14 protein-coding genes and 1 riboswitch are annotated in these 14,367 nt (G+C 42.6%); of the genes, 11 read left to right on the plus strand and 3 right to left on the minus strand.

Going from position 1 to position 14,367, the window contains the following annotated elements:
• The first annotated feature begins 28 nt into the window (after positions 1-28).
• The 5 genes from NST94_RS10150 (at position 29) to NST94_RS10170 (ending at position 4,734) form a co-directional block, all read left to right on the plus strand.
• Positions 29-841 carry a GTP pyrophosphokinase family protein gene (locus NST94_RS10150; RefSeq protein WP_036689325.1) on the plus strand — a complete coding sequence of 271 codons (813 nt, stop codon included), beginning with the start codon at positions 29-31 and terminating at the stop codon, positions 839-841.
• Positions 831-1,283 carry a DUF309 domain-containing protein gene (locus NST94_RS10155; RefSeq protein ID WP_076130116.1) on the plus strand — a complete coding sequence of 151 codons (453 nt, stop codon included), beginning with the start codon at positions 831-833 and terminating at the stop codon, positions 1,281-1,283. Before NST94_RS10150 ends, NST94_RS10155 begins: the two co-directional genes overlap by 11 nt.
• Positions 1,284-1,384: 101 nt before the next feature.
• Positions 1,385-2,905, plus strand: coding sequence for an RsmB/NOP family class I SAM-dependent RNA methyltransferase (locus NST94_RS10160; RefSeq protein WP_339281916.1), 1,521 nt, complete (start codon positions 1,385-1,387; stop codon positions 2,903-2,905).
• A 2-nt stretch (positions 2,906-2,907) separates the two neighbouring features.
• Positions 2,908-3,672, plus strand: coding sequence for a pseudouridine synthase (locus NST94_RS10165; RefSeq protein WP_076186699.1), 765 nt, complete (start codon positions 2,908-2,910; stop codon positions 3,670-3,672).
• A gap of 261 nt (positions 3,673-3,933) precedes the next feature.
• A complete protein-coding gene (locus NST94_RS10170) occupies positions 3,934-4,734 on the plus strand; it encodes a Cof-type HAD-IIB family hydrolase (RefSeq protein ID WP_339281917.1) in 801 nt (266 codons plus the stop codon).
• A 152-nt stretch (positions 4,735-4,886) separates the two neighbouring features.
• Here the strand turns inward: NST94_RS10170 and NST94_RS10175 are convergent, their stop codons facing one another.
• Both NST94_RS10175 and NST94_RS10180 read right to left on the minus strand, forming a co-directional pair.
• Positions 4,887-6,500, minus strand: a complete 1,614-nt coding sequence (locus NST94_RS10175; RefSeq protein WP_076301218.1) for a DUF4179 domain-containing protein — start codon at positions 6,498-6,500, stop codon at positions 4,887-4,889.
• Positions 6,484-7,002, minus strand: coding sequence for an RNA polymerase sigma factor (locus tag NST94_RS10180; protein WP_076301217.1), 519 nt, complete (start codon positions 7,000-7,002; stop codon positions 6,484-6,486). Before NST94_RS10180 ends, NST94_RS10175 begins: the two co-directional genes overlap by 17 nt.
• 203 nt (positions 7,003-7,205) lie before the next feature.
• A riboswitch (cyclic di-GMP riboswitch) is annotated at positions 7,206-7,297 on the plus strand.
• 117 nt (positions 7,298-7,414) lie between these two features.
• Here NST94_RS10180 and NST94_RS10185 point away from each other — a divergent pair.
• Together NST94_RS10185 and NST94_RS10190 are read left to right on the plus strand one after the other, a co-directional pair.
• Entirely contained in the window at positions 7,415-8,263 is an 849-nt protein-coding gene (locus NST94_RS10185; protein ID WP_076301216.1) for a DUF6612 family protein, read from the plus strand.
• Between the two features lie 154 nt (positions 8,264-8,417).
• Positions 8,418-9,539 carry an NADH-dependent flavin oxidoreductase gene (locus NST94_RS10190; RefSeq protein ID WP_339281918.1) on the plus strand — a complete coding sequence of 374 codons (1,122 nt, stop codon included), beginning with the start codon at positions 8,418-8,420 and terminating at the stop codon, positions 9,537-9,539.
• A 78-nt stretch (positions 9,540-9,617) separates the two neighbouring features.
• Here the strand turns inward: NST94_RS10190 and NST94_RS10195 are convergent, their stop codons facing one another.
• The gene (locus tag NST94_RS10195; RefSeq protein WP_076130122.1) at positions 9,618-10,634 is read right to left on the minus strand and encodes a CapA family protein; all 1,017 of its coding nucleotides are present in this window, start codon (positions 10,632-10,634) and stop codon (positions 9,618-9,620) included.
• A 279-nt stretch (positions 10,635-10,913) separates the two neighbouring features.
• Between NST94_RS10195 and NST94_RS10200 the strand changes: the two genes are divergently transcribed.
• From NST94_RS10200 to NST94_RS10215, 4 genes are read left to right on the plus strand one after another with little or no spacing between them, the layout of a single operon-like run.
• Complete coding sequence (locus NST94_RS10200) at positions 10,914-12,152, plus strand: FprA family A-type flavoprotein (protein WP_036689344.1); 1,239 nt, start codon at positions 10,914-10,916, stop codon at positions 12,150-12,152.
• A 16-nt stretch (positions 12,153-12,168) separates the two neighbouring features.
• Positions 12,169-13,383: an FAD-dependent oxidoreductase gene (locus NST94_RS10205; RefSeq protein WP_036689346.1), complete on the plus strand. Its 1,215-nt coding sequence runs from the start codon at positions 12,169-12,171 to the stop codon at positions 13,381-13,383.
• A gap of 28 nt (positions 13,384-13,411) precedes the next feature.
• On the plus strand, positions 13,412-13,594 hold the full coding sequence (gene rd / locus NST94_RS10210; RefSeq protein ID WP_076130123.1) for a rubredoxin: 183 nt from the start codon (positions 13,412-13,414) through the stop codon (positions 13,592-13,594).
• Positions 13,595-13,641: 47 nt separating this feature from the next.
• Positions 13,642-14,352: a Crp/Fnr family transcriptional regulator gene (locus NST94_RS10215; RefSeq protein WP_076130124.1), complete on the plus strand. Its 711-nt coding sequence runs from the start codon at positions 13,642-13,644 to the stop codon at positions 14,350-14,352.
• The last annotated feature ends 15 nt before the right edge of the window (positions 14,353-14,367 follow it).

The following is a 14,367-nucleotide window of genomic DNA, read 5'->3' on the forward strand; positions in this document are numbered from 1 at the left end:
GAGTCGAAAGGACAGGAGGACGAAGGCGATGGACGGCAGGGACTGGGGAACTTTTTTGCTTCCATATGAACAGACTGTGGAAGAATTGAAAGTTAAATTCAAAACAATGCGTTCGGAGTTGAAGAAAAGAGAGGAATACACGCCGATTGAATTCGTAACTGGTCGTGTAAAGCGGCTGTCAAGCATTTTGGAGAAGGCTAAGCGCCTGAATGTGAAGATGGAGGATCTGGAGACAGGCATTGAAGATATAGCCGGGATCCGGATTATGTGCCAGTTCGTGGAGGATATCCGCAGAGTGGCCGAATATATCCGGGCTCGTAAGGATCTTGAAGTCCTGTATGAGAAGGATTACATCACCAATTATAAAGAGAGCGGGTATCGCAGCTTTCATATGATTATTAAATATCCTGTGCAGACAGCTCTGGGACAAAAAATAGTGCTCGCAGAGATCCAAATTCGTACACTAGCTATGAATTTCTGGGCAACCATAGAGCACTCTCTGAATTATAAATATCGGGAAAGCTTACCGGATGAAATGCGAGTGCGCCTGAAAACCGCAGCTGAAGCAGCCTCCATCTTGGACAGCGAAATGTCCAGTATTCGTGATGAAATCCTGGAAGCGCAAAAGACCTTCGAGGAAAACTCGAATATGACGACTCAAATTCTCAAATCTATTCATCAATTGTATTTCTATCATTTGGTGAATGAGGCTATAGATACTCAGGCTCGATTTAACGAAATATGGCAGGCTCAGGACATGGAAGCGATGAAGGAGCTTCTGGATCATGTACGGGGACTTCTCTCCGCAGCTAAAAAGGATAGTTTGCCGGATGGCTTATGATCCGTTGTACTTGGCGTATCTAGTGTACTTTAATCGTGACCGGGATTATTTCGAATGTCACGAGGTGCTCGAAGAGCTATGGCTTGCCAAGCAACGCGACCCATTGTACAAAGCACTTCTCCAAGTAGCTGTTGGGTTGTACCATTGCCGTAATAATAATATGCGTGGTGCAACGATTATGCTAAGCGGGGCTGCTGCCAAGCTGGAAGAATATTCAGCAGTGACACTCGGCATTAATTTGGCTAAGCTAGTGGTGGAAGTGAAGGATTATGTTCGCCGCATGGAGTCGTGTGAGCAGCAGCCATTTTCTTATTATGATCTGACTATAGAAATCATTGATCAAGGTCTAGCGGATGAAGTGAACTCTGCGGCTGAGGTGATCACACCGAATAATCCTCAACGACGAGGTCCTCAAAGACCGACCTCTTCTCATCGTAAATAATGATCCTCTATAAATGAGTATTGCCAAAGGAACACCCGTAAGGGTGTTCCTTGAATCTTTAAACACCTAAATTTTAGCAGTACTATCAGGAGGACGGCATCATGGCGGCACAACTGCCCAGTTCTTTCAGCGAGCGTATGATGGACTTGCTGGGAACGGATTATAATCAATTTGCGGATTCGTACAAGGAGACCCCTAACGGAGGCGTTCGTGTTAATACCTTGAAAATTTCAGTGGAGAAATTGCAAGCTCTTTCCACTTTAGAGCTGGAACCCATTCCGTGGTGTCCAACCGGATTCTATACAGAGGATGGGGCCAGACCAGGTAAACATCCACATTATCACGCGGGATTGTATTACATTCAAGAGCCAAGCGCTATGGCACCTGTGGAACTGCTTGATGTACAGCCAGGAGATCGTGTCCTTGATTTATGCGCTGCACCTGGGGGCAAATCCACACAGATTTCTGCCAAGCTCTCAGGAGAAGGCTTGTTGGTTACCAATGATCTTCATCCAGAACGCACGAAAGCCTTAGCCAAAAATCTAGAGCTATATGGGGTGCGCAACGGTATCGTACTAAACGAAAGTCCAGATCATATTGCAGCGGCATTCCCGCTTTATTTTGACAAAATCTTGATTGATGCTCCTTGCTCAGGTGAAGGGATGTTCCGTAAAGATGAAGACATGGTGAAGCAGTGGGATTCAGGTACACCTGCCAAATATGCAGCCATGCAGCGGGATATTTTACGTTCTGCTGCAACAGCGTTGGCACCGGGAGGTACACTTGTCTATTCAACCTGTACATTTGCTACAGAAGAAAATGAAGAAATTATATCGGAGTTTATTTCTGAACATCCACAGTTTTCGGTGATTACAGTTGGAGGCACTGGCTCATTTGCTCCTGGTTTTGGAGAACTATCAGGGACAGCAAGACTATGGCCGCATAAAGTAAAAGGTGAAGGACATTTCATGGCTGTGCTGCAGCATGTGGGGCCAAAGGTATCTGCAGAGGAACGTGATCAAGCCGAAGTTAAGTTGAGTGCAGTTACACGGAATACGAATAAAAAAGGCACTGCTCATATTAAATCCGCAAACAAACCAGAAGCCAGACGAGGGAAAGAAGGTAAGTTCTCTAATAAATCTGCTGCTGGCGCTGAACGTGGCCGTCAAGGTTCAGGAGAAGAGCAAGCCTTGGCTGCATATGGAGATTTTATAAAAGACCAGCTTGGCTGGGAGCCAAAAGGGTATCCGATTTTCTTCGGTGATCATCTGTACATCTCCCCACTACCTAAGGAAAGATTAAATGGATTAAAGGCGATTCGTCCAGGATGGTATGTAGGACATGTCCGTAACGGCAGATTTATCCCAGGACATCCAATGGCTACCGCGTTACACCCTGAAGAGAGCTGCCGAAGTGTCTCACTTTCCAGTACGAGTAATGAAGCTATTTCCTATCTTAAAGGAGAGACATTGTTGATTAGTCAAGAACGTCTCTCTATTAAAATAGGAACTACCCAAAAAGGATACGTACTGGTCTGCATAGATGGTTATAGTGCAGGCTGGGGGAAGTGGCAGGACGGTGTGCTCAAGAATGAATATCCCGCAGGCTGGAGGTGGATGTAAGAATGAGCCTATCAGGGAAAACTGCAAAAAAGCAGCGTTTAGATAAAGTATTGTCCCATATGGGGGTAGGATCACGCAGCGATATTCGTAAACAAGCCAAGCAAGGTTTAATTACCGTGAATGGTGCAGTCGTCAAGGATAGTGGATTTCATGTAGACCCGTATCACGATAAAATTGTGGTTGGCGGCGAGCTTGTTACCTATCGTGAATTTATTTATCTTATGATGAATAAGCCACCGGGAGTCCTGTCGGCAACAGAGGACAAGCGGGATCGGACCGTTCTGGATCTTTTAAAGCAGGAATATGTACAGTTTGAACCTTTTCCTGTAGGTAGGTTAGATAAGGACACAGTAGGGCTGCTTCTGCTCACGAATGATGGAAAGCTTGCTCACGAGCTACTATCGCCACGCAAGCATGTCCCTAAGACGTATGAAGCTACAGTTGAGGGAGACGTAGATGCAGACGATGTAGCGGCTTTTGCGGCAGGTGTTGAGCTGGAAGATGGATATGTTACTTTACCTGCACAGCTAACTATATTGGGAAGAGAACGCGGCAGTAAAGTAATCTCACATATTTCGCTGATCATCACAGAAGGAAAGTTTCACCAGGTGAAGCGAATGTTCCAAGCTGTCGGCAAAAAAGTCACTTTTCTGAAACGAGTATCTATGGGAGAATTGAAGCTGGACGAAAGCCTGCCACTGGGAGCTAGTCGTGAACTTACGCTAGAGGAACTGGCACTCTTAAGTACAGAAGCATTAGAACAATAATATAGAGAAAAAATGGTATGTAAATTGAATTTGGAAACTTGGGATAAGGGAATGGAGTGGCGGAGGGGAAATTTGGAACTGTAAAAGCGATAGCGACCGCCTTTGTTTCCGGATTTCAACCACTAGTAAACGGTATAAATCAAGAAATCTGGAAACAACAGCGGCTGGAAGTCCAAATATTAACCGCAGTTGCGACTGAAACTTAACTCAAATAGCCAGGTTCAATATATATAGAAAAAGAAAGACAAGGATGGTGGGAGTATGAGATACAAACTGATTGCACTAGATGTAGATGGTACACTGTTGAATGATGATCACCACTTGAGCACTGAGAATAAAGAAGCCATTGCTGAGGTTACGCGTCTTGGCGGGCAGATCGTGTTATGTACCGGCCGCAGTCCGCAGAACTCGATTCCTTTTATGGAGGAAATGGGGCTGTCTGGTTATGTGCTGGGTCATAATGGAGCTGCTACGGTTCGTGTGAAAGATCGGGAAGTGCTGCATCAATACGGTATGGATGCTCGTGGTCTTGACCCTTATATTGATTATTGTAGAAAGCATGATATTCATTATGATGTGAATACGGCTTTTGATATGTATGTAGATAATGTAGAAAACCTGACCAAAGAAGCCAATTATATGTATGAACACTTCCGTATCGTGCCGGCTACACTGCCAGCATGGGAAGATTTCCGTGAACCGGTTGTTAAGTTTACTGTATTTACACAACCAGAAATCCTTGACGAAGCTGAACGTGAATGGCGTACTTGGACCCATGAGTACAATATTTTGCGCAGTGGTGAATTTTTCGTTGACTTGATGCATCCGGAAGCCTCCAAGGGCAACGCCTTAAAGAATCTGGCTGTGAAGCTGGAAATTCCGCAAGAGGAAGTTCTTTCGATCGGTAATTATTTTAATGATATTTCTATGCTTACATACGCGGGTATGGGCGTTGCGATGGATAATTCTCCGGTTGAGGTCAAAGCGGCAGCGAATGCTGTCACGGGGTCTAACAACGAGCATGGTGTGCGAGATGCGCTGGTTAAATATTGTTTATCTTAATAATGGAAAGCATAAAGCGGACTTGAGTCCGTTCTATGCTTTTTTTGTTGTGAAGGAAATAAAAGAGATACCTAAACAGAAATGATTTTATCCATAAATAACCCGCCCTTAGGATTAACTAGAAAGGGCGGGACATAGATTAACTTCCTGCATTAAAGTTTAATTTCCTCGTTCCGGCTAGGATCGCTATATTTATAGATACCAGGGTTCAGTTCGATTTTTTCGTCGAAAGGGATATCTTTGTAGCTATCAATATTAGTTCCTGTAGATATCATGCCCTTAGGTGTAATTTCAGGCACCACTTCTTTGCCATTAATCCGTAACGTAGTTTGGTTAACGCTTTTGAAGCCAGAAGATTTGGATGTTGATTCGACAATCAAATTTTCGCCCTCAGTATAGTAAGTGAATTCAATTTTTAACCCATCGACATCAAGTGAAGTGAACTGCTTTTCTTCTTTAGGTTTGTTTATAGTGATCCAATTCTTAGTAGTATCACGTTTCTCAATGACAGCATCCTTTAATATAAGTTTCATTGGAACATCGGACCAGTCGTTATACCATTCCGGAGATTCGAATTGAAAAAAATGCTGGTAGCTTTCGGAAAGATCTCCTTTCAAATTCCAACCCCCAGTGATTGTTTGATCATCTATAACCAACTGAGCGGTATTATAGTGGACAATTCCTTTTTTAAGCGAATCATTTTCATCTATTAGAATTTGGATATCCAAAGGGGTAACCACTAGCTGATCTAAGGTTATACCGGTCTTTTCTTGAAATTCAGGACTGTTATACAGTTTCTTAGTGTAAATCGCCTCACTTGCTTTTTTTCCATCTGCGTTAAAATCGAACTTCCACGTACCTGAAAATCGTTTCGCTTCTTCAATGTAACTAAAATGAAGACTAGCTTCCTTCCAATCTGATTCAGTTATATTGAAAACCTGTTCAATAAATAAATCCGATCCTTCGTTAGGCATGATGGTTGGAATTGCTTCATTCTTTTGACCACCAGTACTAACTACCAAATGTGGATTACCCCGTCCTAAGTCAGATGGTGATGCAGCGACTTTGTAACGGATAATGGTTTGATTGGAAACCTGTCGAACGGATTCGATTTGAATGCTTGGATATTGCTTAACTCCAGTATCGATAGTATCCCCTGCTTGATGATTAGATTGTAAGGGAATATTCTGATCACGGTAAAAAATGAGATTCCGTGCTTCAAACCTGTAGTCCTTTTTATCATCCTTTAATGTATCAGGTGTCTCATATACTCCAATGAGTTTCTGGCTTTCAGGATCGTATTCTAAATAACCGTATACCTTTGCCTTGGCACCGGATTCATTAGTCATGATGTTTTCCTCTGTAGCAAATCCAGTATATTTGGATAGATCAGATTTAGTATCAAGTGATAACAGCATTTTCATTTTTTCTCCATCAGTTACAACACCGTTCAAATTCATTGTTACTCCTGAACTGGAAGTTTGAAGATTATACTGTTGACCGATGCCGTTATTTAATGCATTGCTCACACTTCGACCACCAATTTTATCCCAATTAATCGTCATACTAGCGAATACAGGAATGGCTACAAGTAAGAGGCAAGAGAAGACAATACTGATAGGAATAACCTTTTTATTAGACCTAGGAGTATTCTGGGAGGCATGCAGATTTCTTTGACGTGTATAAGCTTCTTGTTCTATGGCAGTCCACATCAAATCATAATCCGGTCGGGGAATATGTTTATCTTTTTCAATATACAGACTCATTACTATTCAGCTCCTTTAGTTGGGTTCCACCCATTCTATTTAGTATTTTAAGTCCCTTGTTCAGTCTGGATTTTACAGTTCCTTCGGGTATGCTCATAACTTTAGAGATCTCGGGTACAGTCAATTCGTTTATAAAACGAAGGACTACTACCATTCTGATTTTGTCGGGAAGCTGACTGTATAACCCTTGTAATTCTTTTTTAGTTTCCTGTCGATCCAAACGTTTTTCTACAGGGTTTGATTCCTCAGACCTGGATAGTAAATAATTACGTACTTCTTTCATCCACCCCGTCTTACGCCTTTTGATCACACTGTTGCACTCATTCGAAGCAATTCGTAAAATCCAAGCTTTCAAGTTTCTTACCTTCGACTTATCCGCTAATATAACTTTTACAAATACCTCTTGGGAAATATCCTCCGCATCTGCCTGATTTTTCATTAAGTAGTAACAAAAATAATATACTTGTTCTTTATAGAGCTCGAAAATTTCCCGGTCACTCATTTTGCTGCACCCCCTGTCTTTACTGTTCTCATTAATAAGACTTATAAGCGTATGTAATCGTTCATTTTTCATTTTGATTGTAGTATTTCTTCTGAGTATCATAGCGAATTCGAATGGAAGATAAGTCGTTTACAGGTAATTATAACCATGATAAAATTAGCGGTGGGACATGCGTCCGTAATCTATTAAAACTAATTGAATGTCCGCGTTAAAGGTAAAATCATCGAAAGATGATGACACAAAGCCATGGGTCTAAAGCCTTTCGACAGAAGGAAATGATCGCCAGGCCGCCATAGGGATGTCTTATGAAGCATAAAGGATAGCTCTAAGAATATGTAGTCTATTTTGAGCTCTTTTATTATTTCGACCTATACGGCGTTACATTATCGCAAGGGGCCGAAAGGGGAAGTACATGAACAGTTTTTTCAAAACAATAGGTACTAGTTTGGCAGTAGGTGCTTTATTGCTGTCCGGAACGATCGGATGGATGTCTAATCCAGGAGTAGTGTCAGCAGCTACCTCAACAGTAGTAACCGCGGATCAGATGATCAGCAAAGTAACGGCAGCCTCCAAAGCAATAAAGAATTTCCATCTGGATGTGACCAAAAAACAGGATATTCAAAGCGGCGGGGTGCGTATCAGCAACACCAACACTCTGAAGCTGGATATCAACCGTCTGCCGAATTTTGCCGCAGCAGGCACTGTCGCTAGTAGTCTTTTAGAAACATCGTACAGTCTATATGCCAATGACAAGGAGTTTTACTATCTTGTAGACGGAAGTGAACTGATCGATGAATCTGAAGATGAAGGTTACGACGATGACGGGGAGCCAATCGATCCTGATGCACAATATTGGCTTGGACTGGAGAAAACGGAATGGGATGCCTTTTACTCTAAAGGCCAATACGATCCTGTTTCCATGCTTGATTCGGTCAAAAGTTATAAAAAATCCATGAAAGTCAGCACTGCTGGCGCACAAACAGTCTTACAATTCACGGTAACCGATCCGACAGCAGCTAAGGGGATAATCAAACTCTATGACCAGGAGAACCTCTGGGATGGAGAGACAGTTCAACCCAAAAGCGTAACGTGGAAATTATTCGTCAATACTAAGACCTGGCAAACGGAAAAGCTGATAGTCGATCTGAGTTATGTGCTGGTAAGTGATGGAGCCAAAGATACATACACCACGAAAATCGAAGCTAAATATTCCAAAAATAATAAAGGTGCAGCCATTGTAAAACCGGCCGAACTAGAATAATAAGGACGATTCATAACGAGCGAAAAGCGCTGTTCAGCGGAACAGCGCTTTTTGTTGTATCCAACAGCAGTTCTTTATTAGTTGACAAGAATAAATCATTGCTGTAATTTATATGTATGCGCATGTATATAATAATTTATCTAAATATAATTTAATGAAAGTTGGGAAAAAGATGATAGCACTAGACACAGCATTAACTTTTCGCAGAGGGCTGACATTAAAAAACCGAGTGGTTATGGCTCCAATGACCACGCGAATGAGCTTTTATGACGGTGTAGTAACACAAGATGAATTGAAATACTATTCGCTAAGAACGGGCGAAGTAGGTGCGGTCATCACTGCGGCAGCAAATGTACAAGAGGGTGGAAAAGGATGGGAAGGTGAACTTAGTGTTTCCTCCGATGAATTTATTCCTAGCCTCAGCCGATTAGCATCTACTATTAAACGAAATGGAACAAAGGCTATTTTACAGCTATTCCATGCAGGAAGAATGACAGATTCAAAAATATTGCGTGGCGTACAACCCGTTTCCTCCAGCGCCATTGCTGCCGAACGCCCGAATGCAGAAATTCCAAGAGCATTAACAGAAGATGAAATTTTCGGTGTAATTGAGGATTTTAAAAAAGCGACTCAACGTGCTATTCAAGCTGGATTTGACGGGGTAGAAATTCATGGAGCAAACACATATTTAATCCAACAATTCTTCTCTCCACACTCCAACCGTCGTGAAGATCAATGGGGCGGAAGCTTAGAGAAAAGATTTAATTTCATTAACCAATTAGTGGATGCAGTTATTGCTGTCGTTGACAATTCAAAGGTTAAGGATTTTATTGTCGGGTATCGTTTTTCTCCAGAAGAATATGAAGAGCCTGGAATTAAAATCACCGATACCTTTTATCTTATTGATAAATTAGCTGATAAAAAGCTGGATTATCTGCATATTTCATTAGGGGATTTTAAGAAAGTATCTGCATCAGAAGATTTTAAAGAAAAATCAATCCTGCAATATGTACATGAGAAAATCAATGGCCGTGTACCTTTAATTGGGGTAGGAGATATCCGTACCAAACAGGACGCAGAGGACACGTTGACAAATGCTGAATTAGTAGCAGTAGGACGATCTCTTATCATTGATCCTCATTGGACAAGTAAAGTGCTGGAGGGTAAAGAAGATATCATCAGAAGAGTACTTGCTGATCAAGATAGAGAAGAACTCGTAGTAGAGAATGGTATTCTAGAATTCCTTAAATTAATGATGCCTGATCGTTTACGCTAAACCCAAACACAGTTTTGAGGTCTAAATCTATAACGTTCCGCGGTAAATTCCGCGGAACGTTATTTTTCTGTAACGACTCTATTCCCTCTTTAAGATTGTTGTCGTATGTTTCAACATTCGATTCATGAGATTTCGCCGTTCTGTTTTTATGTCGGTGTCGCTTCTCTTTAATGCGTCGCGGATGGGGATGATCTCTGTAATTTTCCTGCCGCTTTTTATTCTTCGATCTACACAAGTCGGGATGTAACCTACGTTAGTTATACTCGTGTGTCCTTTTTCATCCTTCTTTATTTTAAGCGTAAGAATGATACCGCTTTGTGTATAAGGAATATTCATTAGTTTAGTCGAAACAAAATTCCCCAATGAGTAAATAACGAATTGTTTTTTTCCACGAAGCGCTAACGGTTGAAGAACATGTGGGTGAGACCCCAGTATGATGTCGGCGCCATTTTTAAAGAAGAGATTGACCAGCTCTTTTTGCCTCTTGTTTGGAGTGTAACGATATTCGCTTCCGAAATGCAGATAAAGCAAGACTAGATCGACTTTCTTTTTTAAATCTCGAATCTCCCGAATGATCTTGGGCGTAGATATCCGGTTAACCAGCCATGGCTTACTCACTGGTACAGGAATTCGGTTGGTTCCTGCTGTGTAGGAGAGGATGCCAATCGTAATTCCTTTGACGTTTTTAATAAGCGTTCTCTTGGATTCTTCTAATGATTTAGCTGTTCCCGTGTGGTCGATTCCATTACGGTCCAGAACTCGTAACGTCCGAACCAGACCCGGGGCACCATAATCCATGCAATGATTGTTGGCCGTTACTAATACGTCGAATCCGGCTTCCTTAAGTGCAGGGGCCAGTTCGTCTGGACATTTGAATATCGGACCGCCTGATCGGGGGCTTTTCCGGCATTCGGGGCCGCTTCCAGCAAAGGTGGTTTCGAGATTGCCAATCGTCAAATCAGCCTGTTTCAGATAAGGAGCTACTTTTGCAAACAGGGGGCTGAACGAATAGGTTCCGTCAGGCTGTTTAGCATCCGAAATAATATAACGTTTGACCATTAGATCTCCCACAGCAGCTATTTGTATTTCAGTCATGGATATCCACCTTTTTATTATTTTCATTAGGATATGGCATAAAGTTGTTAGGGGTTATTCTTTCTTTAAGGCGAAGTGCAAACATTTGTGTGGCTTTGTGTGGCTTTTTATTTAAAATGTGACTCAACGCATAATCACTTTATTTAGATCGTCTAAATTTAAGGTATTCATTTTTTTCAAACTTTTATAATTTGATTCAAATCCTCTTTTTTGTTTGGCAGCCATAATAAAATAAGGTTGTTGATAAACATTATCAATCAAACATTGGAGGTTAAAGAAATGAGTACACAATTCAAAAAAATCGCCGAGGATACTTACTGGATAGGCAAAATCGATAACCGCCAGGTTCCATTTCACCGCCTGATTCTGGCAAAAGGAACTACCTATAATTCTTATTTATTAAAAACAGGTAAGCCAACTGTCATTGATACCGTAGATATGGAATTCGGACGTGAATATGCCGAGTGTCTGGGTGAAATGATTGATCTTCTAGATATCCATTACATTGTAATTAATCATACAGAGCCTGATCACTCTGGTGGACTGGCAGCTCTCGCTGCCAAGGCTGCAAATGCCACGATCGTATGCACCGAGATTGCTGTTCCCGAATTGCAGGAAATGTACAAGCTTCATAGCCGGAACTTCCTGGTGGTTAAAGACGGAGATAAGCTGGATATTGGCGGGAAAACGCTGCTGTTTAAAGAAACACCGTATCTCCATACCGCAGAAACGATGATCACCTATTGTATCGAAGATCAAATCTTATTTCCTTGTGATATTTTCAGCACGCATGTTGCGGTGGAGAATCTATTCAGCGATGAAGCCGGGTTTGATATTACGGAAGATTTCGAGGGCTATTACGCAGCAATTATTCATCCTCACAGAAGATATGTAAGAACCCTGTTAGAGGCTGTTAAGGATCTTGAGATCCGGATGATCGCTCCTTCCCATGGATTTGTGATCCGGAAGGACATACGTAAATATATCGGGATGTACGCCACATTGAGCCGTGAAACAACGCAAGGAAAAAAGGCAACCATCGTATATACCACCATCAAAAACAGTACCAAGAAGATGGCCAAAATCATACAGGATTGCTTGCAGGAAAATAATATAGAGACAGAGGTCTGGGATGCAGATAAAAGTAGTGCCACTGATATTCTGAACAGCATAACGTCAGCGGACGCGGTCTTTATTGGCAGCTCCACTAAATACGCGGACATGATTGGGAACCTGGAGAACATTCTGAAAGAATTGCACAATATGAATCTGGAAGGTAAACTTGCTGCAGCCTTTGGCTCCTACGGCTGGAGTGGTGAAGCCATTGAAGTCATTCAGGATTATCTGAATGGAACAAACATGACGGTGCAAAGCACATCTGAGGTTATTAAAACCACGGGGATGACACATGTAGAGTTCCCTGTACGAATCAGATTTTCCCCGAAAGAGCCTGAGAAAGTTCAAAAAATTAAAAATGCGGCTGAATTTGTTTCGGATTTGCTGCTGAGTTCATTTTAGGGAGGAGGAACATAGGATGACAAAACATTACGTTATTGTTGGCGGAGGAGTAGCCGCCGTCCATGCCGCCAAAGCCATCCGTGATCAAGACGCAGAATCGGAAATTTCGATCCTCGGGGAGGAAAGTCTACTGCCCTATAACCGGATTAAGCTGACCAAAGGGCTGTTTACCGACCTGCACAGTGAGAAGGTGCTGATTAAAAAGGAAAAATGGTACCGCGATAACCGTATCTCCGTAAAAACCTCGACCCGAATCCGTTCTGTCCACCCGGACCGGCAAATAGTTGTGACAGAAGATGGGCAGAGTGTTTCTTATCATAAGCTTTTATTGTGTATGGGAGCGAAGAATCGTGCACTCTCCCTTGAGGGCTTCGCCCTGAACAATGTTCATACCCTCCGGGATATGAACGACGCGGACAGATTGAAAGAAAACCTGCAGGATGGCAGCCATGTAGCCGTAATCGGTGGGGGAGTGCAGGGAATCGAAACCGCTTGGGCGCTGCATGAAGCTGGATATCAGGTAACGGTGATCGAAGCTTTTCACCGGTTGATGGGCAGACAGCTTGATGAGAAATCCTCACAGCTTCTTAAAGAGAACCTTGAACAAGCAGGTGTGAAGGTTATTCTTCGAGCTGATGTAGCGTCTATAACAGGAACTGAGTATGTTACCGGAATTACGCTGCACGACCAATCTCATTTTTCCTGTGACCATGTAGTCTACTCTATTGGTATTGTACCGAATACGAAACTGGTAAGTGGCTCGAATATTCAAGTCCGGCAGGGCATTATCGTAAATGAACAAATGCAAACAAATGATCCGCATGTGTATGCAGCCGGAGATGTGGCTGAAATTAACGGGCATGTGGAAGGACTGTGGGGCGGAGCGATTGAGCAGGGCAGGATTGCCGGCAGTAATATGGTCGCCAATCTGACGGCGTATCGTAGAGCTGTTCCGGTTACCTTGTTTACCGCCTTTGGTATCTCTTTATTTTCGATAGGCAACGTGGATGAACAGTGTTGCGATACGGCGGTAAGCGGAGATGACAATGGGGCGTATACGCGTATCTATGTGAAAGATAACACAATGATCGGTGCGATATCCTGGCAAGGTGCAGCTGCTTCTCTGGGGTATAAAACCGCTGTAGAGTATGGCATCTCCCTTGAGGGGATCGATGTTAACGGGAGTAGCATCGAGGAGATTATGGCTGAAGTACAAACCAGGTTGAACTAAACTATTAACTTTTTAGGAGATGATAAAGATGAAAAAATACATTTGTCTACCCTGTGGTTATATCTATGATCCGGCATTAGGCGATCCCGATGAGGATGTTGTTGCAGGCACTGCATTTGAAGATTTGCCTGAAGATTGGGTCTGTCCGGTATGCGGTGAAGATACCAGTCATTTTGCGCCGGTTGAAGATAAAAAAACTTCTGTATCCTAAAGGAAAGTAGGAGTTGTACAAAAAAATGAACAACAGGGGGGACAGTTATGAAGGAGTATTCTTGCCAATACGCTGCTGAACCTTGTACCCGCAAGGTGCCTATTTTTGCTGCGTTAAGCGATGACGATCTCTCCCGGATCAGCGCTATGATCAAGCATCGTAAGTTTACTAAAGGTCAACCTTTAATTCTGGAAGGGGCGCCGTCAGATACGCTGTACATTATTCAGCGAGGGCATGTTAAATTATCCAAAACAACTCCTGAGGGCAAGGAACAAATTTTGCACATCTTGACGAATGGAGACTTTTTCGGGGAACTGAGCATTTTTAACAGCGATGAGCTGAGTAACTTCAGTGCTTATGCTCTGAAAGACACTAACATTTGCATGCTGACCCGAACGGATATGGAGCAGCTGATGAGGGATAATCCGGATATTTCGCTTAGACTACTGAAGAGTGTGACCAAAAGACTAGCCCATACGGAAAATCTGGCGCAAAGCCTGGCGACCAAAGATCCCGAAATACGAATTGCTTATATGATCATGGAACTCAGCGACAAATATGGTAAGCAGCGTGGCGCTCATATTCATATTGACCTTCCGTTGTCTCGTGAAGAGCTGGCCAGTTATGTTGGGGTCACCCGCGAAACTATTAGCAGAAAATTCTCAAGGTTTGAAGATTCAGGTCTTATTGAGCTAATCGGAAACAAGCAAATGCTCATTATAGATCCAGCCGGTTTGGAGAGTTATATGGGGTATTAAGAGGATTACGGTGTA

The sequence above is a fragment of the Paenibacillus sp. FSL H8-0282 genome (genome assembly GCF_037963825.1).
GTDB lineage: Bacteria > Bacillota > Bacilli > Paenibacillales > Paenibacillaceae > Paenibacillus_AQ > Paenibacillus_AQ odorifer.